The 25,952-nt window shown below is 38.4% G+C and carries 23 protein-coding genes and 1 pseudogene; 23 read left to right on the plus strand and 1 reads right to left on the minus strand.

Annotated features, from left to right (window positions below; genetic code table 11):
- The first annotated feature begins 69 nt into the window (after nt 1-69).
- The 3 genes and pseudogenes from tnpB (at nt 70) to I6L50_RS06025 (ending at nt 2,095) form a co-directional block, all read left to right on the plus strand.
- Complete coding sequence (gene tnpB, locus I6L50_RS06015) at nt 70-1,191, plus strand: IS200/IS605 family element RNA-guided endonuclease TnpB (RefSeq protein ID WP_219300831.1); 1,122 nt, start codon at nt 70-72, stop codon at nt 1,189-1,191.
- Between the two features lie 77 nt (nt 1,192-1,268).
- Nucleotides 1,269-1,397 (plus strand): annotated as a pseudogene (locus tag I6L50_RS06020) (DUF975 family protein); the annotation flags it as partial.
- 44 nt (nt 1,398-1,441) lie between these two features.
- A complete protein-coding gene (locus I6L50_RS06025) occupies nt 1,442-2,095 on the plus strand; it encodes a DUF975 family protein (protein WP_219300833.1) in 654 nt (217 codons plus the stop codon).
- 17 nt (nt 2,096-2,112) lie between these two features.
- On the opposite strand, the gene I6L50_RS06030 is transcribed toward I6L50_RS06025, so the two are convergent.
- Complete coding sequence (locus I6L50_RS06030) at nt 2,113-4,842, minus strand: putative bifunctional diguanylate cyclase/phosphodiesterase (RefSeq protein WP_219300835.1); 2,730 nt, start codon at nt 4,840-4,842, stop codon at nt 2,113-2,115.
- 306 nt (nt 4,843-5,148) lie between these two features.
- Between I6L50_RS06030 and nuoA the strand changes: the two genes are divergently transcribed.
- The 20 genes from nuoA (at nt 5,149) to spoIIQ (ending at nt 25,821) form a co-directional block, all read left to right on the plus strand.
- A complete protein-coding gene (gene nuoA, locus I6L50_RS06035) occupies nt 5,149-5,517 on the plus strand; it encodes an NADH-quinone oxidoreductase subunit NuoA (protein ID WP_000179270.1) in 369 nt (122 codons plus the stop codon).
- Complete coding sequence (gene nuoB / locus I6L50_RS06040) at nt 5,508-6,026, plus strand: NADH-quinone oxidoreductase subunit NuoB (RefSeq protein ID WP_002089729.1); 519 nt, start codon at nt 5,508-5,510, stop codon at nt 6,024-6,026. Before nuoA ends, nuoB begins: the two co-directional genes overlap by 10 nt.
- Entirely contained in the window at nt 6,023-7,579 is a 1,557-nt protein-coding gene (locus tag I6L50_RS06045) for an NADH-quinone oxidoreductase subunit C (protein ID WP_219300837.1), read from the plus strand. The genes nuoB and I6L50_RS06045 overlap by 4 nt, the downstream gene beginning before the upstream one ends.
- Before the next feature lie 3 nt (nt 7,580-7,582).
- Nucleotides 7,583-8,683: an NADH-quinone oxidoreductase subunit NuoD gene (nuoD, locus tag I6L50_RS06050; protein ID WP_219300839.1), complete on the plus strand. Its 1,101-nt coding sequence runs from the start codon at nt 7,583-7,585 to the stop codon at nt 8,681-8,683.
- Entirely contained in the window at nt 8,683-9,684 is a 1,002-nt protein-coding gene (gene nuoH, locus I6L50_RS06055; RefSeq protein WP_002068471.1) for an NADH-quinone oxidoreductase subunit NuoH, read from the plus strand. Before nuoD ends, nuoH begins: the two co-directional genes overlap by 1 nt.
- Nucleotides 9,685-9,709: 25 nt before the next feature.
- The gene (gene nuoI, locus I6L50_RS06060) at nt 9,710-10,129 is read left to right on the plus strand and encodes an NADH-quinone oxidoreductase subunit NuoI (RefSeq protein WP_000677191.1); all 420 of its coding nucleotides are present in this window, start codon (nt 9,710-9,712) and stop codon (nt 10,127-10,129) included.
- On the plus strand, nt 10,126-10,650 hold the full coding sequence (locus tag I6L50_RS06065; protein WP_001012819.1) for an NADH-quinone oxidoreductase subunit J: 525 nt from the start codon (nt 10,126-10,128) through the stop codon (nt 10,648-10,650). The genes nuoI and I6L50_RS06065 overlap by 4 nt, the downstream gene beginning before the upstream one ends.
- Nucleotides 10,643-10,957: an NADH-quinone oxidoreductase subunit NuoK gene (gene nuoK, locus I6L50_RS06070; protein WP_000100081.1), complete on the plus strand. Its 315-nt coding sequence runs from the start codon at nt 10,643-10,645 to the stop codon at nt 10,955-10,957. The genes I6L50_RS06065 and nuoK overlap by 8 nt, the downstream gene beginning before the upstream one ends.
- Before the next feature lie 29 nt (nt 10,958-10,986).
- The gene (gene nuoL, locus I6L50_RS06075) at nt 10,987-12,849 is read left to right on the plus strand and encodes an NADH-quinone oxidoreductase subunit L (protein ID WP_219300841.1); all 1,863 of its coding nucleotides are present in this window, start codon (nt 10,987-10,989) and stop codon (nt 12,847-12,849) included.
- A complete protein-coding gene (locus tag I6L50_RS06080; RefSeq protein WP_219300844.1) occupies nt 12,846-14,348 on the plus strand; it encodes an NADH-quinone oxidoreductase subunit M in 1,503 nt (500 codons plus the stop codon). Before nuoL ends, I6L50_RS06080 begins: the two co-directional genes overlap by 4 nt.
- Nucleotides 14,349-14,355: 7 nt before the next feature.
- Complete coding sequence (nuoN, locus tag I6L50_RS06085) at nt 14,356-15,870, plus strand: NADH-quinone oxidoreductase subunit NuoN (RefSeq protein WP_374108365.1); 1,515 nt, start codon at nt 14,356-14,358, stop codon at nt 15,868-15,870.
- A 206-nt stretch (nt 15,871-16,076) separates the two neighbouring features.
- The gene (locus I6L50_RS06090) at nt 16,077-16,313 is read left to right on the plus strand and encodes a DUF1146 family protein (protein ID WP_219300848.1); all 237 of its coding nucleotides are present in this window, start codon (nt 16,077-16,079) and stop codon (nt 16,311-16,313) included.
- Nucleotides 16,314-16,364: 51 nt separating this feature from the next.
- Nucleotides 16,365-17,069 carry a YwmB family TATA-box binding protein gene (locus I6L50_RS06095; protein WP_002139032.1) on the plus strand — a complete coding sequence of 235 codons (705 nt, stop codon included), beginning with the start codon at nt 16,365-16,367 and terminating at the stop codon, nt 17,067-17,069.
- 39 nt (nt 17,070-17,108) lie between these two features.
- Nucleotides 17,109-18,413, plus strand: coding sequence for a UDP-N-acetylglucosamine 1-carboxyvinyltransferase (gene murA, locus I6L50_RS06100; RefSeq protein ID WP_002068497.1), 1,305 nt, complete (start codon nt 17,109-17,111; stop codon nt 18,411-18,413).
- Between the two features lie 253 nt (nt 18,414-18,666).
- Nucleotides 18,667-19,686 carry a stage II sporulation protein D gene (gene spoIID / locus I6L50_RS06105; RefSeq protein ID WP_219300850.1) on the plus strand — a complete coding sequence of 340 codons (1,020 nt, stop codon included), beginning with the start codon at nt 18,667-18,669 and terminating at the stop codon, nt 19,684-19,686.
- Nucleotides 19,687-20,694: 1,008 nt separating this feature from the next.
- Nucleotides 20,695-21,825: an RNA-guided endonuclease InsQ/TnpB family protein gene (locus I6L50_RS06110; RefSeq protein ID WP_219300852.1), complete on the plus strand. Its 1,131-nt coding sequence runs from the start codon at nt 20,695-20,697 to the stop codon at nt 21,823-21,825.
- Nucleotides 21,826-21,995: 170 nt separating this feature from the next.
- Nucleotides 21,996-22,946, plus strand: a complete 951-nt coding sequence (locus I6L50_RS06115; protein ID WP_219301290.1) for a LytTR family transcriptional regulator DNA-binding domain-containing protein — start codon at nt 21,996-21,998, stop codon at nt 22,944-22,946.
- A gap of 180 nt (nt 22,947-23,126) precedes the next feature.
- On the plus strand, nt 23,127-23,969 hold the full coding sequence (locus I6L50_RS06120) for an ABC transporter ATP-binding protein (RefSeq protein WP_219300854.1): 843 nt from the start codon (nt 23,127-23,129) through the stop codon (nt 23,967-23,969).
- Nucleotides 23,969-24,676 (plus strand): ABC transporter permease, encoded by a 708-nt coding sequence (locus I6L50_RS06125; RefSeq protein ID WP_002130038.1) that lies wholly within the window; start codon nt 23,969-23,971, stop codon nt 24,674-24,676. The genes I6L50_RS06120 and I6L50_RS06125 overlap by 1 nt, the downstream gene beginning before the upstream one ends.
- 161 nt (nt 24,677-24,837) lie before the next feature.
- Nucleotides 24,838-25,821 carry a stage II sporulation protein SpoIIQ gene (gene spoIIQ, locus I6L50_RS06130; protein WP_002167338.1) on the plus strand — a complete coding sequence of 328 codons (984 nt, stop codon included), beginning with the start codon at nt 24,838-24,840 and terminating at the stop codon, nt 25,819-25,821.
- Nucleotides 25,822-25,952: the final 131 nt, after the last annotated feature.

Consider the following 25,952-nt stretch of genomic DNA (forward strand, 5'->3'; position numbering starts at 1 on the left):
GTTACTTCACTACCTATCAAATGTACGTTTGTTGTATAATAGGCACATATCGAAATGGGGGTGAAACGAATGATAATCAATAAAGCATATAAATTTCGTATCTATCCAAATAAAGCACAAGCGACCCTAATCAATAAAACGATTGGCTGTTCTCGTTTTGTATTCAATCATTTCCTATCTCTATGGGATAATGCATACAAAGAAACAGGAAAAGGTTTGACATATGGTACATGCTCTGCCAAACTTCCTGCCATGAAGAAAGAGTTTGTTTGGCTAAAAGAAGTGGATAGTATTGCGATTCAGTCTTCTGTTCGCAACCTTGCGGATGCGTATACACGCTTTTTTAAAAAACAAAATAGTGCCCCGCGTTTCAAGTCTAAGAAAAACAACGTACAATCTTACACCACAAAACAAACAAATGAAAACATTTCCGTTATAGGAAACAAAATAAAATTACCAAAACTAGGTCTTGTTCGATTTGCCAAAAGTCGTGAAATAAAGGGACGTATTTTAAATGCTACGGTTAGACGGAACTCTTCTGGCAGATACTTTGTGTCATTGTTAGTTGAAACAGAAGTGCAAGAACTTCCGAAAACAAATTCTTACATTGGAATGGATGTGGGACTAAAAGATTTCGCCATTTTGTCAGATGGAACAACCTATAAAAATCCGAAGTTTTTTCGATCGTTAGAAGAGAAGTTGGCAAAAGCACAGCGTGTTCTTTCTAGAAGAATGAAAGGATCTTCTCGCTGGAATAAACAACGAGTAAAAGTAGCTAGAATTCATGAATACATAGCAAATGCTAGAAAAGATTACTTGGACAAAATCTCAACTGAAATCATCAAAAACCACGATGTTATCGGTATAGAAGATTTGCAAGTATCTAATATGTTAAAGAATCATAAGTTAGCAAAAGCGATTAGTGAGGTATCATGGTCACAGTTTCGAACCATGTTGGAATATAAAGCGGAATGGTACGGCAAACAAATCATTGTCGTATCGAAAACATTTGCTTCAAGCCAATTATGTTCTTGTTGTGGATATCAAAACAAAGACGTTAAAAATCTCAACCTACGTAAATGGGACTGCCCTTCTTGCCTTACACACCATGATAGGGATATTAACGCAAGTATCAATCTAAAGAATGAAGCGATAAGGCTTCTAACCGCAAGGACTGCGGAGATAGCCTAATAAATTAGAGTTCAATAGAACTCTTTACTTAGGAATCCCCCACTTCTAAACGAAGTGAAAGTGGGGGTAGTTCAAGGCTTAGCTTCATAGGATGGGCTATTTTAGCGATTCTTACTCTTGGAATAGGATTTCTTTGGCTTAGTCCATATGTAGGTACAACGACAGCACATTTTTATCGCTATATTGCAAAAGGTGAATTGCAGTAGGGACGTGCTATACTAATAGAATTATTACGTATAGGAGGTTAAGTATGATTAGTGATTTAAAAGGAGAAGCGCTAGATTCACTGGAAGGAAAATGGGGCTTAGCTGTTGGGGCAACATTATTTATTTCGATTCTTACTTCAGCTTTTAGTTTTAGTATTCAGTTCCTTCTCTCTCAGGTTTGGGAGTGGAAAGAAGTGAATAGCTCACTTTCAATAGATGTTATTACAATATTGCTGGTGGGGCCTTTAACGCTAGGGGGTTATTGTTTAGCACTACATATAATTCGTGAAAAAGAAGCGCGTATTGGGCATATATTTAGATGGTTTACAGAAGGAAGTAAGTTTATAAAGTCATTTTTATTATATATAGTAGTAAACATTTATATTTTCTTATGGTGTTTACTATTTATTATTCCAGGCATTATTAAATCATTTTCTTATGCGATGACGTATTTTATTATAAATGATCATCCTGAGTATTCAATAAATCAAGCTATTACAGAAAGTCGTCGTATGATGGCTGGACATAAGATGGAGTATTTCATTTTATGTTTAAGTTTTATTGGTTGGTTTATATTAAGTTGTATTACATTAGGGATTGGATTTTTATGGTTGATTCCGTATTTTTATACAACGACAGCAGCTTTTTACGAAGAGATTGCAGAAGAATATTACGAAAAAAGAATTCCGACACTTTAAAAAACACCCAGTGTGAACTATTGGTTCATACGGGGTGTTTTTTGTAGAAATTTTATAAACTGTTTACTTGTTAGAGGTTTACTGAAATAGTAACCTTGCATGTATTTACAGTTGTTTTTTTGCAGAAACTTAAGCTGTTTTTCTGTTTCAATTCCTTCAGCAACGACAGAGAGATTTAAAGTATTTGCAAGGGAAAGGATAGTGGAAACGATGGCTCTTTCTTCAGGCCGATGATCGGCTAGTTGTGTAAATTCTTTTGGTACTTTTAATGTATCGATAGGGAAAATTGATAAATAAGCAAGAGAAGAGTAGCCGGTACCGAAGTCATCAATGGACGTTTGAATACCATATTCTTTTAATTGCTTTAGTCTCGATAATGTTTCTTTTTCATCAATCATCGCAATTCGTTCTGTTAGTTCAAGTGTTACATCTTTCGGGTCAATCTTAACGTCCTTTAGTATTCGTGAAATATTTTCGATTAATTGATTTTGTTGAAATTCTTTCGCTGATAAATTGACACTCATTTTTAAGTTTGTGTATCCAAAACTTTGCCATATTTTTAGTTGAAGACAAGATTCTCGTAGCACCCAATGTCCAAGTGGGATGACCTGCGGAGTCTCTTCCACAATTGGAATGAACTCACATGGTGAAATGTCACCTAGGAGAGGGTGTTTCCAACGTATTAATGCTTCAGCACCGATAATTTTATTTGCTGTCGTATCAATTTGTGGTTGATAGACGAGATAAAATTCGTTGTTTACTAAAGCGAGTGGCAAATCTTTTTCGATTCGAGCTTTTCGTTCCATTTTTTTATATAGTTCTTTCGTGTAAAGAGAGCTCCGATTTTTCCCTTTATTTTTTGCTTCGTACATGGCCATATCAGCATGTTGTAAAATAGACAGCGGATCTTCACCTGCTTCAGGGTATATGGCAATTCCGATACTCGGTGAGATTCGTAAATGTTGATTTTCGATTTCGAATGGTTCGTTCATGGCTGCTACAATCATATCAGCTATCTTCTTTACATCTGTCCTTTTTTGATAATTTTCGATAAGGATTGTGAATTCATCCCCAGCTAACCGAGCAAGTTTCATATTATGTGTTGATATTCGCTCGAGCCTTTTTGCTACTGCAATTAATAGAAGATCTCCTACCCGGTGACCGAGGGTATCATTAATAACTTTAAAGCGGTCTAGGTCTAGAAACATAACAGCAAAAGGGCTTTTCGATATTTTTGCTCGTGCAATTGCTTTTTCTAAATACTGATGAAATGAACGGCGATTTGCAAGTTCCGTTAAAGTATCGTGATATGCTAGGAAATTGATTTGTTCTTGTTGCTGCTTGCTTTCTGTAATATCTTTAATCATTAAATAGGCCCCAGAAATATGTTCCTTTAAAAAGATGGGAACAGCTGTAACAAGCAAGTAGTAAATATCTCTATTTTTATGATATGCCCGTATTTCTAAAGAAATAGATTTCCCTTTTTTCACTTGATGAAAGGTATTAATGATTTCTTCCAAATCTTCTTCATACATAAGTGAATAGTATGGTTGGTTTAATAATTCATTCGTTTGATAACCGAGTAAAGTAGTTCCAGCGTTGTTCACATTGAGAAAATTACCGTACAAATCTAATGTGAAAATTGGATCTGGATGATGCTCGTATAAAGATTTAAACATTTGTTGGTTATGATATAACTCATTTTTTTGTTCTACTAAATCTTCTGTACGTAGTTCGATTTGTTTCTCGAGTTCTAAGCTGAATTGCATTTGGGCTAGCAATAATATTTTATTTTGTCTTCGAACTAACGTATGGCGTATGAGAACGAAGGCGAAAGTTACCATAAGTCCAATTACTACGATAGGTGCAAAAACATTTTCGACCAATATAAAAACGATAAGCATCACGACAGAAATATACGGTAATGATAATCGGATTGATTCACCAAATTGAGGCGTTAGTAATATTTGTTCTTGTTTTTCGGGCTCTTTTGTGTGAAGTATACAAGCGATTGCTACTAATACTAAGGTTACTTGATATAATGGAGCAACTGTGAACATAGAGTGCTCAGGCTGGAAGTATTTTATATAAGAATAAATAGCATCCGTAGTAGCATACAAAATTAAAGCACTGCCAAGAAGAGCGCCAACTTGTTTTGGTAGTAAGAATAATGGTCTGAATAAAAGATTGATTCCTATTAAAAGAAAGAGTAAATCAGCCATTGGATACGTGAGTTGAACAAACATGTCGATATATGATGTTGTAAAAATATGAATGGTTCTTTCAATAAGCAAATAGTAGCTTAAAGTAAATTGAGCCGTAACAATAATACAAATATCACATATCGTAAAAAGCTGTTCCAATAAGTCTCGGCCATAAATAATTTCATATAGAAAGGCAAATGCAAAGCTAACTAAAAATAATAAGTAAAAAAAGTCTGATGGATCAACGAATGTATAGTAGTCATGCAAAATTAAGCGTTGATAAGCAACTATTATATCACCGATGAAATAAGAGAAGGTTCCGATAGTTAATATTATCCAAAATAAACGTGCTAATCCTTGTTTTACATTTGAAAAGTAAAATATATAACTGCAAATTGTAATATCAATTAATATGGTACTTATTCCAGTCAAAATTTGAAATGGGAGTGCGTATTCATATAAAAAGGGCATTGATACGTAATGAATAGTTATATACAACAATGAAATGCTTATAAGAATACTTACATGTGTTTGTTTTTTCATTTATATCACCCACTGTATATACATAAGAACCACCTTTTTGTAGTTTATGTTTTTTATGATTGCTTGAAAACATATAGAATTTCTATATTTATTTTACACATTTATTATGAGTTGTAAAAATAGATTTGCTCAGCAAGTATTAATTGTTGTTTCTGTTCCCAATATATCGACATAGGAATTTGAAGTTTGCTATAATGAATTAAATAGTTGCATTATTTAGAAAAATTTAAAAATAATAAATGATGCAAGTAAGACATATTGTTTACTATGTGAACTTGTTCTTAATTCAGGGGGGAGGGTTTCACAATGGCAAGTGTATATGAAAATAGTTATATGATCGTTTTGATTTTCTTGCTATTAGGTATATTGCTGCCGGTAGTGGCTCTTACATTAGGGAAAATGCTGCGTCCAAACAAACCGAGTGCAGCGAAAGCGACGACGTATGAGAGTGGAATTGAGCCTTTTCATGATGCAAATATTCGGTTTCATGCTCGTTATTATATTTTCGCTTTATTATTCGTCATCTTTGATGTAGAAACTTTATTTTTATACCCATGGGCTGTTGCATATGACAAGCTTGGTTTATTTGCACTGATCGAAATGCTAATTTTCGTTGTGATGTTGCTAGTTGGATTAGCGTATGCTTGGAAAAAGAAGGTGTTACAATGGTTATAAATTTTGAGGAATTACACCCACAGGAGCGAGCGGAATTAGAAAGAAATATCTTTTTTTCTACATTGGAACAGTTGAAGGGATGGGCGCGGAGCAACTCTTTATGGCCGATGACATTTGGACTGGCATGCTGTGCGATTGAAATGATGGGAGTAGGTTCATCACATTACGATTTAGATCGATTTGGGTCATTTTTTCGGACTTCACCAAGACAATCGGACGTCATGATTGTGTCAGGAACGGTAACGAAGAAAATGGCACCTATTGTTCGGCGCCTATATGATCAAATGCCTGAACCGAAGTGGGTAATTGCGATGGGATCTTGTGCAACAGCCGGTGGTCCGTATGTGAATTCGTATGCTGTTGTGAAAGGTGTAGATCAAATTGTACCAGTTGATGTGTATATTCCTGGATGCCCTCCAAATCCTGCTGCTTTAATTTATGGAATTAATAAATTAAAAGAAAAAATTCGTTACGAGGCGAGGACCGGGAAGCAGGTGACGAATAAATGAGTGATCCAAATAAAGACTTAGAAAGTATGAAAAGAGAAGCAGCCCGTCATGCGAAAGAGGAAGCGCGAAAACGTCTTGCTGCGAAACATGAGGCGGAAATGTCTAAACTTGAAGGAGAACATCGAGAAAAAGAGAAAGCGCTACCAAAAGATAAGGGGATTAATGTAGAAGAAGCGAAACGTCTTGCCGCAGCAGCTGCAAAAGAGAAAGCAGCGGCACTAGCGAAGCAGAAGCAAGAAGAGTCAGAAGAAGCCACGGAAGAGGAAAAGGTTAAAGAGAAGGCAAAGGCTGCAGCAGCCGCAAAAGCAAAAGCAGCGGCATTAGCGAAACAAAAGCGAGAAGGATCAGAAGAAGTAACGGATGAAGAAAAAGCCAAAGCAAAGGCGAAAGCTGCAGCAGCCGCAAAAGCAAAAGCAGCGGCATTAGCGAAGCAGAAGCGAGAAGGAAACGAAGAAGTAACGGACGAAGAAAAAGCCAAAGCGAAGGCAAAGGCCGCAGCAGCTGCAAAAGCAAAAGCAGCGGCACTAGCGAAGCAAAAGCGAGAAGGAAACGAAGAAGTAACGGACGAAGAAAAAGCCAAAGCGAAGGTAAAAGCCGTAGCAGCTGCAAAAGCAAAAGCAGCGGCACTAGCGAAGCAAAAGCGAGAGGGATCAGAAGAGGTAACGGACGAAGAAAAAGCCAAAGCGAAAGCCGCAGCGGCTGCAAAAGCAAAAGCAAAAGCAAAAGCAGCGGTATTAGCGAAGCAGAAGCGAGAAGGATCAGAAGAAGTAACGGACGAAGAAAAAGCCAAAGCAAAGGCGAAAGCTGCAGCAGCCGCAAAAGCAAAAGCAGCGGTATTAGCAAAGCAGAAGCGAGAAGGATCAGAAGAAGTAACGGATGAAGAAAAAGTCAAAGCGAAGGCAAAGGCTGTAGCAGCTGCAAAAGCAAAAGCAGCAGCGTTAGCGAAGCAGAAAGCCTCACAAGGTGAGGGGGATTCTGGAGATGAGAAAGCAAAGGCAATTGCAGCCGCTGCTGCGGCAAGGGCAAAGGGATCTGTAAATAAGATAGAAGACGAGCTGCAGCAGGAAGAACCATCAGTTAACCAATCATATTTAAATCGCTATGTGGAGGTTGTTAAGGAGAGGGTAGGAGAATATGCATTAGTAGATTCCTATATTAATAAGCTTTCAAAAGATGTTCCAACGCTTGTGGCGGAGCCTTCGAAATATTATGAAGTGATGGAATTGCTAAGATTCCATGAAGGACTTGCTTTTGATTATATGTCAGAGCTACATGCGACAGATTTTGTGACACATATGGAAGTATACGTTCATTTATTTTCATATGGAAAGAAACAGTCAGTAGCAGTGAAGGTAAAGCTGGATAGGGAAGCGCCGCAAGTAAAATCGGTGACGCCGCTTTGGAAAGGGGCAGATTGGCCGGAGCGTGAAGCGTATGATTTGCTCGGTATTATATTTGAAGGTCATCCTAATTTATATCGCATTTTAATGCCGGATGATTGGGTGGGGTATCCGCTTAGGAAAGATTATGAACCGTATGATGTGGAGGTGTAGCTTGTGATCCGTACGGAAGAGATGCTCTTAAATGTAGGGCCGCAGCATCCGAGTACACATGGTGTGTTTCGGCTTGTAATTAAGATTGACGGGGAAATTATTAAAGAGGCTACACCGGTTATCGGATATTTGCATCGCGGAACAGAAAAGATTGCTGAGAGCTTGCAATATACACAAATTATCCCGTATACAGACCGAATGGACTATTTATCAGCAATGACGAATAATTACGTCCTTTGCCACGCTGTAGAGACGATGATGGATCTTGAGATTCCAGAGCGTGCTGAATATTTACGGGTGCTTGCGATGGAGCTTGGGAGGGTTGCGAGTCATCTCGTCTGGTGGGGAACGAACTTGCTTGATATAGGAGCGGTTAGTCCATTTTTATATGCCTTTCGTGAACGAGAGATGATTATAAATTTATTAAGTGAATTGTGCGGTGCAAGGCTTACTTTCAACTATATGAGAGTTGGCGGTGTGAAGTGGGATGCGCCAGACGGCTGGATTGAAAAGGTGAAAGAGTTTGTTCCGTATATGAGAGAGCAATTGGCAGGTTACCACGACCTCGTTAGCGGAAATGAAATTTTCTTAAATCGTGTGAAGGGCGTTGGCGTATATAACGCCGAAGAGGCGATCTCGTATTCTTTAAGCGGCGCAAATTTGCGGTGCACGGGAGTCCACTGGGATCTTCGCAAAGATGAGCCGTATTCTATTTATGATCGTTTTGACTTTGATGTTCCTGTTGGGAGCACGGGAGATGCTTGGGATCGTTACGTTTGCCGGATGGAGGAAATTGAGGAGTCATTGAAAATTATTGAGCAAGCAGCCGAGCAGTTCCCGAAAGACGGCGCTGTGCTGGCGAAAGTCCCGAAAATTATTAAAGCACCTAAGGGGGAAGCGTTCGTCCGTATAGAGTCACCACGCGGGGAGATTGGCTGTTATATTGCTAGTGATGGAAAGAAAGAGCCGTACCGTTTGAAATTTCGCAGACCGTCTTTTTATAATTTGCAAATCTTACCGAAATTATTGAAAGGTGAAAATATCGCCAATTTAATTACGATTTTAGGTGGGGTTGATATTGTACTTGGGGAGGTTGACGGCTAATGATTGAGACGCTCTTACAATCACCTTCAAGCTGGACGAATTTCTTCATTTTTTTCGGGTTAGCGGTGCTTCTATTATTTGCAGTCCTTGGCTTCGTTACATACGGTATTTTGGCAGAACGGAAAGTGATGGGATTTATGCAAGGACGGATTGGACCAAACCAAGTTGGGGGCCGGTTCGGTTTACTCCAAACGGTAGCTGATGTTTTGAAACTATTATTAAAAGAAGATAGCATTCCGAAAGCTGCTGATAAACCGTTGTTCATATTAGCACCTGTTATTGCATTCGCACCAGCATTTATGGTACTTGCGGTTATCCCGTTTACCGATAAATTTCAGTTCGCGGATATTGGCGTAGGGTTACTGTATTACATTGCTGTTTCTGGGATTACGACGATCGGAGTTGTAACTGGGGGATGGGCATCGAATAATAAGTATTCCCTTTTAGGAGGGATGCGTGCGGCGGCACAAATGATTTCTTATGAGATTCCACTTGTGATGAGTGTAATTGGTGTCGTTTTGTTAGCTGGTAGTCTTAACTTGAATGAAATTGTAGCGGCGCAGGAGAAGGTATGGTACATTTTCGCACAGCCAATCGGTTTCGTCATTTTCTTAATCGCGGCAGTTGCAGAGTTAAATAGGACGCCGTTTGATTTACCCGAAGCGGAGTCAGAACTTGTTTCAGGATACCATACGGAATACTCAGGGTTTCGCTGGGCGTTTTTCATGCTTTCAGAGTATGTGTATTTCTTCGGGATGTCATCTTTAATTACAGTACTCTTTTTAGGCGGATGGAATCCAGTTATGTTCCTTGGATTTATTCCAGGAGCCGTATGGTTTGCTTTAAAATTCAGCAGTGTGGTCTTTCTATTGATTTGGTTCCGTGTTACGTTCCCGCGCATAAGAGGTGACCAGTTAATGGAGTTTGGCTGGAAAGTATTATTACCAATCGCACTTGCAAATATTTTCTTAACGGCATTGATTAAGGAGCTATTCTTCTAATCTATAAAGGGGGTGCCAGCAAGAGATGAAAGGACTATTTAAAGGGTTAAAATATACGCTTAGTAATTTGAGTAAGAAAAAGGTGACGTATGATTATCCAAATCAACCGTTGCCATTACCAGACCGCTTTCGAGGTATTCAAAAGTTTTATCCAGAGAAATGTATTGTTTGTAATCAGTGTTCCAACATTTGTCCGACAGACTGCATTCAATTAACAGGGAAAAAACATCCTGATCCTACGAAAAAAGGGAAAATTATCGATACGTATGATATTAATTTTGAAATTTGTATTCTTTGCGATTTATGTACAGAAGTTTGCCCGACAGAGGCGATTGTAATGACAAATAACTTTGAACTCGCAGAGTATTCACGTGATGATTTATTTAAAAATTTACAGTGGCTTGACGAGAATGACGAGAACGTCAGGAAGGAGAATAAAGCATGAATGGCGAGTTTGTAGCTTTCTTTATATTATCCTTGTCTGCGATTATCGGCGGCGTTCTTATGCTGAATTTAACGAAAGTAATGCATATGATGCTTGCCCTTGTGCTTACGTTTCTTAGCATTGCGGGTTTGTACTTTCTCTTATCAGCCGAATTTATCGGAGTTGCACAAATTTTACTTTACTCTGGTGCGATCACTATTATTATGATTTTTGGCATTATGTTAACGAAACATAACGCGGAAAATGAATCGCGCCTTACTCTTCGAAAATGGATTATCTTCTTTGCGGTTGTAGCATTTGGAGCAGTTATGTATTTCGCTGTTAATAGTATCGATTTTTCAAATCAAAGCACACAAGGAAGTTTACCTCTCCATGAAAATAACACACTTCAAATCGGTACACTTCTCTATTCAAAATATATTATTCCATTCGAATTAACCTCAGTTATTTTACTTGTAGCACTTGTAGGAGCGATTATCCTTGCGAAGAAGGATGAGGGAGAGGAGGATTCCCATGAGTAGCGTTCCGGCTTCTGCGTATTTAACACTTGCGATTATTTTGTTTTGCATCGGCTTATTTGGAGCTTTAACAAAGCGAAATACAGTAATTGTACTAGTTTGTATCGAATTGATGCTAAATGCCGCCAATTTAAATTTAGTAGCGTTTAGTAAATTAGGCTTGTTTCCGAATTTAACAGGACAAATTTTTTCGCTGTTTACGATGTCTGTAGCGGCAGCGGAGGCAGCGGTAGGTCTTGCAATTTTGATTGCTTTGTACCGTAATCGCCCGACAGTTCATGTAGATGAGATGGATACGCTCAAAGGATAGCATTGTGACCGAAAAGGGGGAAGGAAACAATGATCGATTATGCATGGCTCATACCGCTTTTCCCGCTTGTTTCGTTTTTGTTACTTATTGTGTTCGGGAAGAAAATTAGAGAGGGAAGTAGTGTACTAGGTATTTTCTTTACCTTTCTCTCCTTTATATCCGCGGTAGTGGTACTAATAGAACGGTTTTCATCCGAGGCAGTGAAGCATAAGTGGGTATGGCTTAGGGTAGGAGATATAGATATATCATTTGGTTTTGAAGTTACCGCATTAGGGGCTTTAATGTTGTTTATCGTTACGCTTGTGAGTTTTCTTGTACATGTGTACTCAAAAGGTTATATGAAAGGTGACACCAGATTACCAACCTTTTATGCATATTTAGGGCTCTTTACCTTTGCGATGCTTGGGCTAGTTATATCGACGAATTTATTACAGCTTTATATATTTTGGGAGTTAGTCGGCCTTGGTTCGTTTTTACTTATCGGTTTTTATTTCTTTAAAGAAGAAGCGAAGGCTGCTGCGAAAAAGGCGTTTATTATGACACGCATTGGGGATGTTGGGCTATTTATTGGGATGATATTAATTTTTTGGCACGCAGGTAGTTTTGAATATGACGCGATTTTTAAAGCGATTCATACGGGCGACCTCTCTCCTTCTATGATTACAATAACGGCGATATTAATTTTTATCGGTGCGATGGGGAAATCGGGTCAGTTCCCGCTTCATACATGGTTGCCAGATGCAATGGAAGGACCGACGCCTGTTTCGGCACTTATTCACGCGGCAACGATGGTTGCAGCCGGCGTATATTTAGTAGCGACAATGTTCCCGCTATTTTCAGCAAGTGCGGTAGCGATGCAAACTGTGGCAATCGTTGGGGCTTTCACCGCAATCTTTGCGGCCTCTATTGGTCTAGTACAAACTGATATTAAGAGGGTTCTTGCTTACTCTACAGTTAGTCAGCTCGGGTATATGATGCTTGCGCTAGGCTCGGCGGGTTATGTAGCTGGTATCTTTCACTTAACGACACACGCCTTTTTTAAAGCATTATTGTTCCTGGCAGCAGGAAGCGTAATTCATGCAGTCCATACGCAAAACATTAATAAAATGGGCGGTTTACAGAAAAAGATGAAAGTAACCGGTGCACTATTTTTAATAGGCACACTTGCAATTAGTGGTGTTCCTCTGCTTTCCGGATTTTTTAGTAAAGATGAAATTTTAGCGGCGGCTTGGATGAATGGCAATTACTTTCTATTCGTTTTAGCAGTAATTGCGGCATTTCTAACAGCATTTTATATGTTCCGTCTATACTTTCTTGTTTTTACAGGGGAAACGAAGACGGAGGAAGAGGTGCATGAATCACCTCGCACAATGACGTATCCGATGATTGTCCTTGGTGTTCTTGCGGTAGTGGCAGGTTATATAAATACACCGTGGTTCGGAACGTTTCTTGGGGATTGGCTTACGAAAGATATAGGATTCCAGGTGAAGGAAGTGCATGGACCTGTTTGGATTATGGTTGTTGCGACGCTCGTTTCATTTGCGGGAATTGCCCTTGCATATTTCATATACGGCAAGAAATCTATCTCTAGAGATTGGGCCGGCGGAGAAGGGACGCCTCTTTATAACCTTTTGAAAGGAAAATATTATGTGGATGAACTATACAATGTGACGGTGCTTCCTATTACGAAAGGAATCGCTCATGTGCTTCGCTTATTTGAAGTATACGTTGTAGAAGGAATCGCAGTTTTAATTGCTGGACTTGTTAAAGGTATGAGTGGTCTAGGATCGCGGCTTCAAAACGGGAATGTACAAGTGTACGGAACTGTAACAGCAGTTTCGCTCGCAGTTCTCCTAATTATTTTGTTATATACGGGAGGGGATTTACGGTGAATGGATTGCTATTAACGTTCTTCATTTTTTCCCCGCTTTTAGGAATTCTCTTGCTTTTATTAACGCCGAAACGAGAATCGCGTACAGTGCAGGCGCTTGGTTTATTCGGAACGGCGCTTCCATTTGGAATTGCTATCGTTCTTGCTTGTACATACGCTTCAGGAAAGAGTTTATCGATATTTGATGAAAAAGTGAAATGGATTAAATTTGGGGATTTCACAGCAGTGGACAAAAGGTGGTTTTCAATTTATTACGAGCTCGGTATTGATGGCTTATCGCTTGTAATGATGGTGCTCACAGCCCTTCTAGCGATGCTTGCAGCTATTGCGGCATTTTCTATTAAAAGAAATTTGAAAGCATTCTACATGCTGTTACTCATGTTAGAAATAGGTATGCTCGGTGTCTTCGCTGCTCAAAATTTAATGTTGTTCTTCATGTTCTTTGAAATTACGTTGCCGCCAATGTTTTTATTAATTGGCAAGTGGGGGAAATTGTCGAGTGAAAAGGCTGCATATAGTTATTTAATATATAACGGTATTGGATCAGCTATTTTACTTATCGTTTTCTCGGTTTTATTTGCGAAAACAGGTACAACAAATATTGCGGAGCTTAAAGAAATATTAACGAGTGTAGGTGCTGGGGGAGGAATGGCCGTCTCAAGTAGCGTACAGTTCGGCTTGTTTCTTGCCATAATGATTGCTTTTGCGATTAAACTCCCTGTTTTCCCTTTGCATCGCTGGATGGTCAATGTACACATAGAAGCGCATCCTGCTGTAGTTATGCTTCACGCGGGGGTTTTGCTGAAGATTGGCGCGTACGGTATTGTTCGCTTCGGGAAAGGATTATTCCCAGAATATTTTCGTGATTTTGCAACGCTAATCGCGATTTTAGGGGTAATTAATTTATTGTATGGAGCCTTTCTAGCACTCATCCAAACGGACTTTAGAAAGGTACTTGCTTACTCTAGTATTTCGCATATGGGCATTGTATTAATGGGGCTTGCGGCGTTAAATGCACCAGGTACACAAGGGGCATTGTTCCAAGTTGTGTCTCACGGTTTAATTGCGGCCTTACTCTTCTTCTTACTTGGCATTATTGAAGAGCGTTTCGGGACTTCGGATATTACAGCACTTGGTGGACTTGCAAAAAGTGTTCCGGTGCTTAGCGGTTTCTTCCTAGCGGGCGGTATGGCATCGCTTGGAATGCCAGGGATGTCCGGATTTATTAGCGAATTCCTTGCCTTTCTCGGTTTATTCCAAGGGAAACCGGTTATCGCCGCCGCCGGTGTACTTGGAATTATTTTAACCGCTGTATACGTATTAAGAGCGACACTTCAAGTGACATTTGGTAAGAAAGAATGGGAAGCGAAATCTGATATACACGGATGGGAGTATGTTCCTGTTATAGTACTTATCGTTTGTATTATTGCAATTGGGGTAATGCCAGAACTACTAGGGGATCCACTTCAAACTACATTGAAAACATTGGGGGTGAAGTAGGATGGATATGAACACGTTACTTAGCTTATCATGGCATCTCATGGTACCAGAATTCATTATTCTCGGGGCAGCCATCCTTCTTTCCATATGTGATTTGTTTTTTAAGCTGAACCATAGGTACGTTGCGATTGGTGCAATTGCCGCTGCCTTGTTAGCGATAGTGTCATTAATGACGCTATATAGCGAACCGGCAGGAGATATTTTAAATGGATCGTTTGTACTAGATGGATTTTCAAAAGGATTTAAAACGTTGTTATTAGGCGGAGCAGCTCTCGTTTTATGTATGGCAATAAGCGATGACAAGAAGGAGCCTATTCAAGATAAAGGGGAATATTATTATTTGTTTTTAATGGCGCTTCTTGGAGCGATGTTCATGGCGTCTAGCGTTGATTTCATCACATTGTTCGTTGGTTTAGAGTTGCTTTCGCTTTCTTCCTATATTTTAGTAGGAATCCGAAAAAGAAACCGCGCATCGAATGAGGCTGCAATGAAATATGTCATTAACGGAGGAATTGGAACAGCAATTACACTCTTTGGAATGAGCTATTTATACGGTATTACAGGGTCGACCAACATAGTGGAAATGCAAAAGGCATTTACGCAAGGATTGGCCGGGGGCATTCAGTTATTGTTAGCCCTCGCATTTCTACTTTTGCTCGTTGGACTCTCATTCAAAATTGCAACAGTGCCATTTCATATGTGGGCACCAGATGTGTATGAGGGAGCGGCTACACCTGTCACTGCTTTTCTAGGAACGATTTCTAAAATTGCTGGTTTTCTACTCATTACGCGTTTGTTTCTTATGGTGTTTGCAGGTGTGGCAATCCAAGGAGACGCACAATCTTTATACGGGCGTATGAGTATATACATTACGGTACTAGCTAGTATTACGATGATTGTTGGGAACGTAGTAGCATTAAAGCAATACAACGTAAAACGTCTATTTGCCTATTCAGGTATCGCGCATGCTGGGTATTTGCTAGTCCCTCTTGTGGCGCTATCGCAGTTTACGATGGATAGTATGTGGTTTTATATGCTTGCATATATGCTTATGAATATAGGAGCATTTGCAATCATCCACGGATTAATCTTACAAAATGATAAGGAAAACATGACGATTTTTACAGGGTTATATAAGCGATCCCCCTTTACAGCTATAGTGATGACGGTCTTTATTTTATCGTTAGCTGGAATACCGGGGACAGCAGGTTTCATCGGAAAAATTAACATTTTTTTAGGGGCACTTCATGTTGAACCTGCTCATTATGTATTAGCTTCTATTATGATGGGGACGACGGTTATTTCATTCATATATTATTTCCGAATATTACAGCAAATGTTTTTCCGCAAGGGAGAGACAGAAGAAAAGCTCCGATTACCGTTAAATATAAAGATTGTCATGAGTCTTTGCGCAATTTCAATTGTAATACTAGGGATTATGCCGATGATTGGTTACAATTTCTTTTATGAACATTTTCCATTAATGAAGGATTTCTTCTTCTTGGGGAACGTGGTACAATAGTGGAAATAAAAGGTGTAGAGTCCGTACTCTACGCTTTTTATTTTGGAGTAACAGCAAATGAAAACGTCTATAGGTATATGTTTTCCGAGAGAACATTACGATGTAAGATGCTTATTTGCGTTTGAAAAGTGTGGCTCCTACTTATTTATGGTATCGTTTTTTACATTTTGCGTAAGTAGTAGCCAAGCAAAAAAGGGGTCGATTTTTTGGCACATCTTTTAGGGCAACAAGCACTGATTGCCATTGTTTCGCATTTATTGTTTATTATCATTACGTGGTGGGCCTTACAAGGTATTCACATTGAGCGCTTAATGAAGTCTGGGAAAGTGATGCAGACGAGAGTATTACTTATCCTAATTACAATTGCAATTGGGACATCTGTAAGTAACTTTTTCCTTGATTATTTAGGCTATTCAAAGAGTTTAACGTATTTAGTAAAGTAAGTGTATAGAACCTCATATCTCCGTTAACAATGGGGATAGGAGGGGATGAAATTGAAGTTTAAAGCCATTCTTATCGTTATCGTAAGTGTTGTTTTATTTTTGGTTGGATATAAAGAGATGAAACCTATAAGCGATGAACAGAAAATGGAGAGCATGATTGCAGCTTTAGAGAAGAACGATGCAAAAGTAGAGCGGTGGTCATGGTTAGCGCGAGAAACGAAAACAATTTCTAATATACATACGTTTCAAAAATTGTTAAACGATGTGAAGGAAGAGGCAAACATCGAAAGTTGGGAATTAGAACAATCTCCAGATGGATATAAGGCTACATCCTATAAAAAATCTTCTTCACATGAAGAACGAATAGTAGTAACTTGGAGTAAGGAAAATACTAAAGAAAACACTTTTATTATTTTTGAAGTGAGCGGGGCGAAATGGGACCCGAAGTACGTTCAGAACATGGATAAAATTTTTAGTGAAAAACCTATAATTTACACTTGTGTTCAAGGTGTACTGAATGATAAGATTGAAGGTGTTTTGCAAAATAAAACCAATCAGGTTTTGAAAGATCTTTCAGCAAGAGCGATCGAACAGATAGAAGAAAGAGCATTTGTATCAGTCTCCGCATATAATAAAAAGTGGAATGACGCTCTTTCAACAAATAGAGAGAAAATAAATGTGCAAATAGCAATACGTTCTACAAACAACAAAGATACAATTGTGGTTGGCACACCGATCATAACTTCTGAGTATTGAGTGAATAGATACTGAAAAAAGGACACGGAGGGGAATAATTTGGAAAAGATCATCGTCCGTGGCGGAAAGCGGTTAAGCGGCACAGTGCGTGTTGAGGGCGCAAAAAATGCTGTATTACCTATAATCGCTGCAGCCCTATTAGCGAGTGACGGAAAGAATGTACTATCTGAAGTACCAGTATTATCTGATGTATACACAATTAACGAGGTATTACGTCATTTAAATGCTGAAGTCGTATTTGAAAATAACCAAGTAACAATCGATTCTTCTAAAGAATTAAACATTGAAGCACCATTTGAGTATGTACGTAAGATGCGTGCATCTGTTCAAGTAATGGGACCATTATTAGCACGTAACGGTCGTGCTCGTATTGCACTTCCTGGTGGATGTGCAATTGGTTCACGTCCAATTGACCAACATTTAAAAGGCTTCGAAGCAATGGGAGCGAAAGTAAAAGTTGGTAACGGATTTGTTGAGGCACACGTAGAGGGCGAACTAAAAGGAGCTAAAATTTATTTAGACTTCCCAAGCGTAGGCGCGACAGAAAACATTATGTCTGCAGCTACATTAGCAAAAGGGACAACAGTCCTTGAAAACGCAGCGAAAGAGCCAGAAATCGTTGACTTAGCTAACTTCTTAAATGCAATGGGAGCGAAAGTACGCGGAGCTGGAACTGGAACGATTCGTATTGAAGGCGTTGAAAAATTATATGGTGCAAACCACCCTATTATTCCTGACCGTATTGAAGCAGGAACATTCATGGTTGCAGCGGCAATTACAGGTGGAGACATCTTAATTGAAAATGCTGTGCCTGAACATTTACGCTCAATTACAGCGAAAATGGAAGAAATGGGTGTTAAAATTATTGAGGAAAATGAAGGTGTACGTGTTATCGGCCCAGATAAGTTAAAAGCGGTTGATATTAAAACTATGCCTCATCCAGGTTTCCCAACAGACATGCAATCACAAATGATGGCATTATTACTACATGCTGATGGAACAAGTATGATTACAGAAACGGTATTCGAAAACCGCTTTATGCACGTTGAAGAATTCCGTCGTATGAATGCTGATATTAAAATCGAAGGTCGTTCTGTAATTATGAACGGTCCAAGTAGCTTGCAAGGAGCTGAAGTTGGCGCAACTGATTTACGTGCTGCAGCAGCATTAATCTTAGCTGGTTTAGTATCAGAAGGTTATACTCGTGTAACAGAGTTAAAACATCTTGACCGCGGTTATGTAGACTTCCATAAGAAATTAGCTGCATTAGGTGCAACTATTGAACGTGTAAACGAAAAAGTAGAAGAAGTGAAAGAACAAGAAGTTTCTGATCTTCACGCTTAATTGAAGTAGTCTCTATGTCTTTTGACATAGGGGCTATTTTTTTTGGGTTATTACTGTTATAGTCAATAAATTCTATACTTATGCACGTCTCAGTAAAAATATTTAGAAAATTTTTGTTTTATTCCACTATTTGCGGTCAGTAAAACCCCACTGATTATAGTTTCACTTTATAACGATACCCCCAAGTATGTTCTAAAAGATCCCGTATTTCCATAAGAATGAAAGGAATCCAACTTTATATTGGGGGAATAGGATGAAATTTTCAAAGCCACTTTTCATTACAGTAGCGCTCTTAATAGCGCTCGTTATCATTGTACCTGCTGCTCTTGTTATTCCGTTTGCGAAAGCAAAAGTAGGGGAAGAAGCAGCTTCTAAAACTCCTCCAGCGATAGAAAGTATACCAGCTCCAGGGAAAGTGGATACAGCGGTTCAAGTTGCTGTATATCGTGATCAGCAGAAGAAGGTAGAGACATTGCCTATGGAGGAGTATGTGGCCGGTGTAGTAGCTTCTGAGATGAATGCCAGCTTTGGAATAGAGGCGCTAAAGGCGCAGGCATTAGCAGCAAGAACATTTGTAGTGCAGCGTATGCTAAGCGGAGGTAAGAAAAACAATGCGGACGTGACAGATACGGTGAAAGATCAAGTGTACAAAAGCAAAGAGGAATTGAAGAAACAATGGGGTAATAACTATGAAAATAATTTAAAGAAAATTGAGGAAGCCGTTTCGAAAACCGCAGGACAAGTTTTAACGTATGATGGAAAACCAATTTCAGCATCCTTCTTCTCAACGAGTAACGGACGAACAGAAAATGCAGCTGATTATTGGGGAAATGATTATCCGTACTTGAAAAGCGTAGATAGTCCGTGGGATCAAGCCTCTCCAAAATTTACGAGTGAGCAAAAATTCACAGTAGCTGATTTTCAAAAACGCCTCGGTGTGAAAGTACTAGCGGACGGAAAGGTTGGTAATATTAAAGACCTTACGGAAGGAAAGCGAGTAAAGGATGTAGAGTTCCAAGGGAAAACATTAACAGGAAAACAAGTTCGTGAAAAGTTAGATTTACGCTCCTCAGACTTTACGTGGAAACAAGAAGGGGATAACATCACCGTTACGACGAAAGGGTTCGGTCACGGCGTCGGTATGAGCCAGTACGGCGCGAATGGTATGGCAGCGGAAGGTAAGAAATATACAGATATCGTCGCTCATTACTATAAAGGTATTGAAATAAAGACGATGAACGAGTATGAAGGGAAATTGATGGTGAAAAAATAGAACGCAAGGAGACCGTCCCAAAAGGTGTGTTGGGACAGTCTTCTTTTTTAGTAGGTATGTTATTCTTGTCGTATTTTGTAATTAAGTCGATATTCCTTGTCGAATCGCTGATAAAACTCGAGTTGTGGTCGATATATTTGAAAAATCGCCGATAAAATTTTATTTGCCATCATGCGACATGAAAAAAGGGCTACTCTCATCGATTTTGGGACAGGTCCTTATTTGTTGTGGCACTTCATAAAATATCATAATTTTCCATTAATTGTTTGGTATAATTAGAGAAAAACATTTGGGGGAGACAGAATGGCGTTATTGGAGTTGAAACAATTAGGGTAACCAACTGTTACAATTTATTTAACCAATTATAACCAAAGTTAATTAAATATATCAGTAAGCCCTGTTAGTCAAGTGATTGGCTAGTAGTGAGGGTTAACTGCGGGCAATCCCTAAAGCTGATTGAACTACAACGTGGCTAGAAATAGCGAGCGTGAATGTCGCGAAAGCAGAAAAAATCAATCAGATGGTGCAAGGTTAAATCCTAAACACTAGAACAATGGGTCTTCCGCCTCGAATCATCTAAGTCAAAATTGATAAGATGAACGTTCAACGACTATCTCGTATAACTGACGAGAGTACATCACAAGCCTATGGTGGTGGAAAAATCCTCTATCTCTAAGTAGATAAACATATAGTCTGCGCTCATGTGAAAACATGAGAAGTTCATAAGAGAACTGGCTAAGGAATTGCGCCCTTAGTTGAACAAGATAAATTTTATTGAATCTATCAAACTTTATTGAATTTATCGAACGTACGTGCTATGTTTGGTTCAATGAGGTGAGAATAATAATGAAATTTTCACGAGTTAGTCAAGTATCGGAATTAACAGGTTTGTATCCTGGTAGTCTCAGGAGAATGCTGGTGGAACACGCTACTATTCAGAAGGATCAATCTTTTGTTATCTAAAAGGTGAGTGCCCGAATAATCGCACAGTAAAGGAGTTAAATTCTGATGATATTGGCGAAGAAAGTCAGACTGATTCCAACGCCTGAACAAGAACAAGTGCTTAGAAACCATGCTGGTGCTGCAAGATTCGCTTATAACTATTGTAAAAGAATGAGTGATAGATACTATAAGCTATTTGGAAAATCTGTTTCACAGTTAGCTTTACAGAAACGATTTACAAAGATCAAAAAGCGAAAGCGATATGAGTGGTTACATGACATCAACGCACAAGTTCCCAAACAGGCTTCAAAAGATTTTGATACGGCGAGGAAACATTCGTTCAAAAAGTACAAAAATGGTTATCACACTTCTTATAAATCCAAAAAAGATTTAATTCAAGGATTTTATGCCAATTATGAAAGACTGATTATAGGAAAGAAAGTAGTTCATATTCAGTCTATTGGAGAAGTGAAAACAAGCCAACAACTACCAAGAAACAAAAAGCCATCCAATCCAAGAGTTACATTTGATGGTCGTCACTGGTGGATTAGTGTAGGGTTCCAAGAAGACTTTGAATCACAAGAACTAACCAATGAGTCGATTGGTGTGGATGTTGGTTTAAAAGAGCTGTTTGTAGCTTCTAATGGTATGAAAGAACGAAATATAAACAAAGATGCCAAGGTTAAAAAGCTTTTGAAAAGGAAAAAGTCAGCGCAAAGAGATATGTCTAGGAGATTTAAAAAAGGTGTGAAAATTCAATCCGCAGGATATGAAAAAGCTAAAACGGAGCACCTTCGGTTATCTAGGAAAATTACGAATATCCGAAATAACCATATCCATCAAGCAACAGCTAAATTGGTGAAAACCAAGCCAATGAGGATTGTTGTGGAAGACTTATCTATCTCAAACCTGTTAAAAAACAAAAAACTATCGAAAGCATTTTCATTTCAAAAATTACACTTCTTCTTTCAATGTTTGTCATACAAGTGCGAGAAGTACGGCATTGCGTATGTAAAAGCTGATAAATGGTTCGCCTCAAGCAAGATTTGCTCATGTTGCGGGGGAAAATACGACCATTCAGTTCAACCAGAAGGACAGTGGAGTTTAAAAATACGTGAGTGGCGTTGTGTTGAATGCAATAGCCATCACGATAGGGATGTAAATGCGTCGATAAATTTATCAAGATGGGTAAAATAAATGCTTGATAATAGGAGGTAACGATACTGCCTCGTGTGGAGTGTTATACCCCTCGTCCCTTCGGGGTTGCGAGAACACGATGAATCACTAACTTGTGTAAATTTGATTGAATTGTATAGATTTAGTTAAGTTTATCGTATCGGAAGACGAACCAGTTACCGGCAGTTGAACTGAAGGTTGAAAAAGGGCAATGTGTTGTTTTGCAATGCAATAATCATACAGCTAAAGTGTTGCACCGCATCATTATCGGTGAAGAAGAAGCTTCAACTGGCAATGTACTATTTGAAGGCACAGCGATTGGAAAGAAGAATTATTCCCGCATCAGCTTTTGTTTTTTGAAAGATGAAGCATACGATCGTTTGAAGGTGAAGGAGTACTTCAAGTTTATATTAGGGCTTTATGAATCTAACATGAGTATGGAAGAAGTAGTACAATATGTCGGTCTCCTAGATAAGTTGAACGTTAAAATAGAAAAATTGTCATTTTCAGAGAAACGCCGTCTTCATCTTGGGCGAGTTATGATTCATAATCCGGATTTAGTTATTTTAGAAGAGCCAGAGCAAAATGTAGATACAGAGAGTACGATCATTATTCGAAAAGCAATTATGAAAATGAAAGAACAAGGAAAGGCAATCTTTATTACGTCCTCCTTCTTATCGGATGCCCTTTCGCTGACGGAAGATGTATACATATTAAATCAAGATGGTGTGAAAAAGGTAGAAATAGAGCAAGAAGAAGCTGAAGAAGTCGATGAAGAAAAAGTCGTTCAAATGATTCCGCAAATGAAGTTAGAAAGAATTCCAGCGAAAGTGAATGATAAAATCATTTTACTGGATCCGATGGAGATCCATTTCATTGAAACGCAAAACGGAGTGACGCATATTCATGTGCGCGAAGGAGATTTCGTATGTGCATTAACATTAAGTGAATTAGAAACAAGATTAACAGGATTCGGATTTTTTAGATGTCATCGCTCGTACCTCGTTAATTTACAAAGAGTACGAGAAGTTATTACGTGGACTCGGAATAGTTTTAGCTTAATTTTGGATAACGAAAGAAAAAGTTCAATCCCACTTTCAAAAGGAAGAATGGATGAGTTAAAAGGTGTAATTGGGATATAAAAAATGCTCCGATAAGCTCAAAATACGATTCATTCAACAGTAAAAATACTCCTTTTACTGGTATTTTACTGCGTAAACCCTTTGTTTTTCATATGATTGAGTCAAGAAAAGCGAAACAATCAAATCGAAACTTGCGAAAGCAAATTTCATCTATAAAAGAAAAACAAAGGGGATGACGAAATGACATTGGCAATTGAAATGAAAGATGTAATGAAAAGTTTCGATGGAAAAACGGCCCTTCGAAATGTAAATATTGAGGTAAAGCAAGGAGAAATCTTTGGATTCCTCGGACCGAGTGGATCTGGGAAAACGACAACCGTAAAAATATTAACATCTCAATTGCTTCATAGTATTGGAACGGTAAGAGTGTTGGGGAAAGACATTACAGGACCAAGCAGCATCGATTACAAACGAATCGGCATTTTAACAGACAATAGCGGCTTATACGAAAGACTTAACATTTATGATAACTTACTATTATTTTGTGACTTATACGATTGCAAAAAAGAACGAATTGATGAAGTGTTAGCACAAGTGAACTTATTGGATGATAAAAAAACACAAGTGAAAAAATTATCAAAAGGAATGAAGCAGCGTGTCACGCTAGCGAGAGCGATCCTTCACAAACCAGATATCCTCTTCTTAGATGAACCAACATCTGCACTTGATCCAGTAAACGTACAAAACATTCATAAAATCTTAAAAGACCTAAATAAAGAAGGAACAACGATTTTCTTAACAACGCACAACATGGACGAAGCAGAAACGCTTTGTAACCGCATTGCCTTTCTGTGCGGGGGAGAAATTGTAGCACTTGATACACCAGAAAACTTGCGATTAAAATACGCGAAAGATCAAATACAAGTTGTGTTAAAAGATAAACAAAAAGAAACGGTACAAAAAGATGAATTAGGAGCAAAACGCATTTCAGAATGGATGAAAAAAGGCGAATTACTATCTATTCATTCACACGAGCCAACGTTAGGCGATATCTTTATTGAAGTTACTGGGAGGGGACTATAATGACATTTTCAATGAGACGATTTTCAGCTATTTTTCGGAAAGAGGTACAGGATTTTAAAACGAATTCACAAACTTTAATTATGCTGGTAATGCCACTTGTCTTTTCGGTATTATTTAGTCGCTCAGATAATATGAGAGAAGTTGGAGCAAGTACGTTAACTGCGATGGCGTTAGTTATGGTTGGAGGCTTTGTACAGGCGATGCTTATCGCTGAAGAGAAGGAAAAAAATACGCTTCGTGTTCTTATGCTATCACCAGCATCATCTATTGAAGTATTAATTGGTAAAAGTTCATTAACAGGTATGATTACAGTTGCAATCTGTTTTATTAATCTACTTATTTTAGGTAAATTAGAAGGTAATTTTGCATTATTATTACTCATCTTTGTTCTTGGAATGCTAATATTTAACCTCATTGGTACTTGTATTGGATTATTAGCTCAAAATGTGCCGCAAACATCAACAATTGGATTACCAATATTAATGACATTCCTTTTCGGTGATTTAATTGGAATGTTTGTGAAGAATGAAGTCGTTACAAAGATAGTCGATTATTTGCCAACTCGTCATATCGGTCTTGCAGTTAGTAGTGTTATAAAAGGTGAAGGTTTTAGTGCAATTACTAGTAATTTATTGAATATAACTATTTGGTTAGTTGCAGTACTTGTTATTACGCTCTTCATTTATAGAAAGAAACAAATGGACTAAAAACTGAGCTCAAACGCTCAGTTTTTTCCTTTTTCTATCATTTCCTCGGAAATTTTGCAATTCCTATACATATTTTTACAGAATTTGTCGAAAAGTAATTAGTTATAGGTTGTATAGGATGAGTGAATATTGTTCAAAATGATTGCTGAGGTGATGATGGAATGCGAGGAAGAAATAGTAAAAAGTCGCAAAAAGTAGTACATTTATTTCAAAAAAGATGGGTGTTTCCGGCACTATACATTGCTTGTGCAGCGGTAATCTTAATGGTTGCGCTATGGTTCCAGGGAGCTAATCCAAAGAAAGCTCCGAACCAAGATCAAGCAACACCGTATACACAAACGGAAGATCCGGCAGTACCAGTAACAAAATCTTCAGAAGTAGTGAAAATGCCAACTGCAGCAAATGCAGAAGTAGTAGTACAGAAGAAATTCTATGAAGATGCAGCATCAGAGGCGGAACAAGAAAAAGCACTTGTCTTTTATAACAACACATATTCCCCGAATAAAGGAATTGACATTGCTGCGAAAAACGGAAAAGAATTCGATGTTACAGCTGCTTTAAGTGGTACAGTAACGAAAGCTGAAAAAGATTCACTTCTTGGTTATGTTGTAACAGTAGATAGTGGAAATGGTGTAGCAGCATCTTATCAAAGCTTAGGCAGTGTGAAAGTAGAAAAAGGTGCAAGAGTCGCGCAAGGTGAAGTGTTAGGAAAATCAGGTCTAAATGCAATGAATAAAGATGCAGGTTCTTACGTTCACTTTGAAGTACGTAAAGACAATGTGGCTGTGAACCCTGAGCGTTATTTAAATAAATCAGTAGCAGAAATTAAAGCTGATGCAGGTGCTGCAAAGGCGACAAATGCTTCTGGTAAAAAAGCTGATGACAAATCTCAAAAAGAAGAAAAGTCGACAAGCACGAAACCAGAAGATAAGTCTCAAAAAGAAGAGAAATCAACAAGCGGCTCGACTAGTGATAAAGAGACGAACGGCAAACAAGATGAGAAATCTCAAAAAGAAGAGAAATCAACAAGCGGTTCGACTAGTGATAAAGAGACGAACGGCAAACAAGATGACAAATCTCAAAAAGAAGAAAAATCAACGAATGGTTCTACAGAATCATCTAACGGTTCTTCTTCACAAGAATAATAAAGTGAAAAAATCAGTTCTCATTAGGAGAGCTGATTTTTTTATTTTCATATAAAAATAATCAATTTCGAGAAAAAAGTTGCAATAACAAGGAAAAATGACGAGATTCTCGAATATATATTACAAAAGGG

This window comes from Bacillus sp. FDAARGOS_1420 (genome assembly GCF_019344915.1).
Taxonomy (GTDB): domain Bacteria; phylum Bacillota; class Bacilli; order Bacillales; family Bacillaceae_G; genus Bacillus_A; species Bacillus_A mycoides.

Excerpts from the sequence above, each read along its gene's own strand:
- tnpB (WP_219300831.1), top strand. The coding sequence starts at position 70 with ATGATAATCAATAAAGCATATAAATTTCGTATCTATCCAAATAAAGCA.
- I6L50_RS06025 (WP_219300833.1), top strand. The coding sequence starts at position 1,442 with ATGATTAGTGATTTAAAAGGAGAAGCGCTAGATTCACTGGAAGGAAAA.
- I6L50_RS06030 (WP_219300835.1), bottom strand. The coding sequence starts at position 4,842 with ATGAAAAAACAAACACATGTAAGTATTCTTATAAGCATTTCATTGTTG.
- nuoA (WP_000179270.1), top strand. The coding sequence starts at position 5,149 with ATGGCAAGTGTATATGAAAATAGTTATATGATCGTTTTGATTTTCTTG.
- nuoB (WP_002089729.1), top strand. The coding sequence starts at position 5,508 with ATGGTTATAAATTTTGAGGAATTACACCCACAGGAGCGAGCGGAATTA.
- I6L50_RS06045 (WP_219300837.1), top strand. The coding sequence starts at position 6,023 with ATGAGTGATCCAAATAAAGACTTAGAAAGTATGAAAAGAGAAGCAGCC.
- nuoH (WP_002068471.1), top strand. The coding sequence starts at position 8,683 with ATGATTGAGACGCTCTTACAATCACCTTCAAGCTGGACGAATTTCTTC.
- nuoI (WP_000677191.1), top strand. The coding sequence starts at position 9,710 with ATGAAAGGACTATTTAAAGGGTTAAAATATACGCTTAGTAATTTGAGT.
- I6L50_RS06065 (WP_001012819.1), top strand. The coding sequence starts at position 10,126 with ATGAATGGCGAGTTTGTAGCTTTCTTTATATTATCCTTGTCTGCGATT.
- nuoK (WP_000100081.1), top strand. The coding sequence starts at position 10,643 with ATGAGTAGCGTTCCGGCTTCTGCGTATTTAACACTTGCGATTATTTTG.
- nuoL (WP_219300841.1), top strand. The coding sequence starts at position 10,987 with ATGATCGATTATGCATGGCTCATACCGCTTTTCCCGCTTGTTTCGTTT.
- nuoN (WP_374108365.1), top strand. The coding sequence starts at position 14,356 with ATGAACACGTTACTTAGCTTATCATGGCATCTCATGGTACCAGAATTC.
- spoIID (WP_219300850.1), top strand. The coding sequence starts at position 18,667 with ATGAAATTTTCAAAGCCACTTTTCATTACAGTAGCGCTCTTAATAGCG.
- I6L50_RS06110 (WP_219300852.1), top strand. The coding sequence starts at position 20,695 with ATGATATTGGCGAAGAAAGTCAGACTGATTCCAACGCCTGAACAAGAA.
- I6L50_RS06120 (WP_219300854.1), top strand. The coding sequence starts at position 23,127 with ATGACATTGGCAATTGAAATGAAAGATGTAATGAAAAGTTTCGATGGA.
- I6L50_RS06125 (WP_002130038.1), top strand. The coding sequence starts at position 23,969 with ATGACATTTTCAATGAGACGATTTTCAGCTATTTTTCGGAAAGAGGTA.
- spoIIQ (WP_002167338.1), top strand. The coding sequence starts at position 24,838 with ATGCGAGGAAGAAATAGTAAAAAGTCGCAAAAAGTAGTACATTTATTT.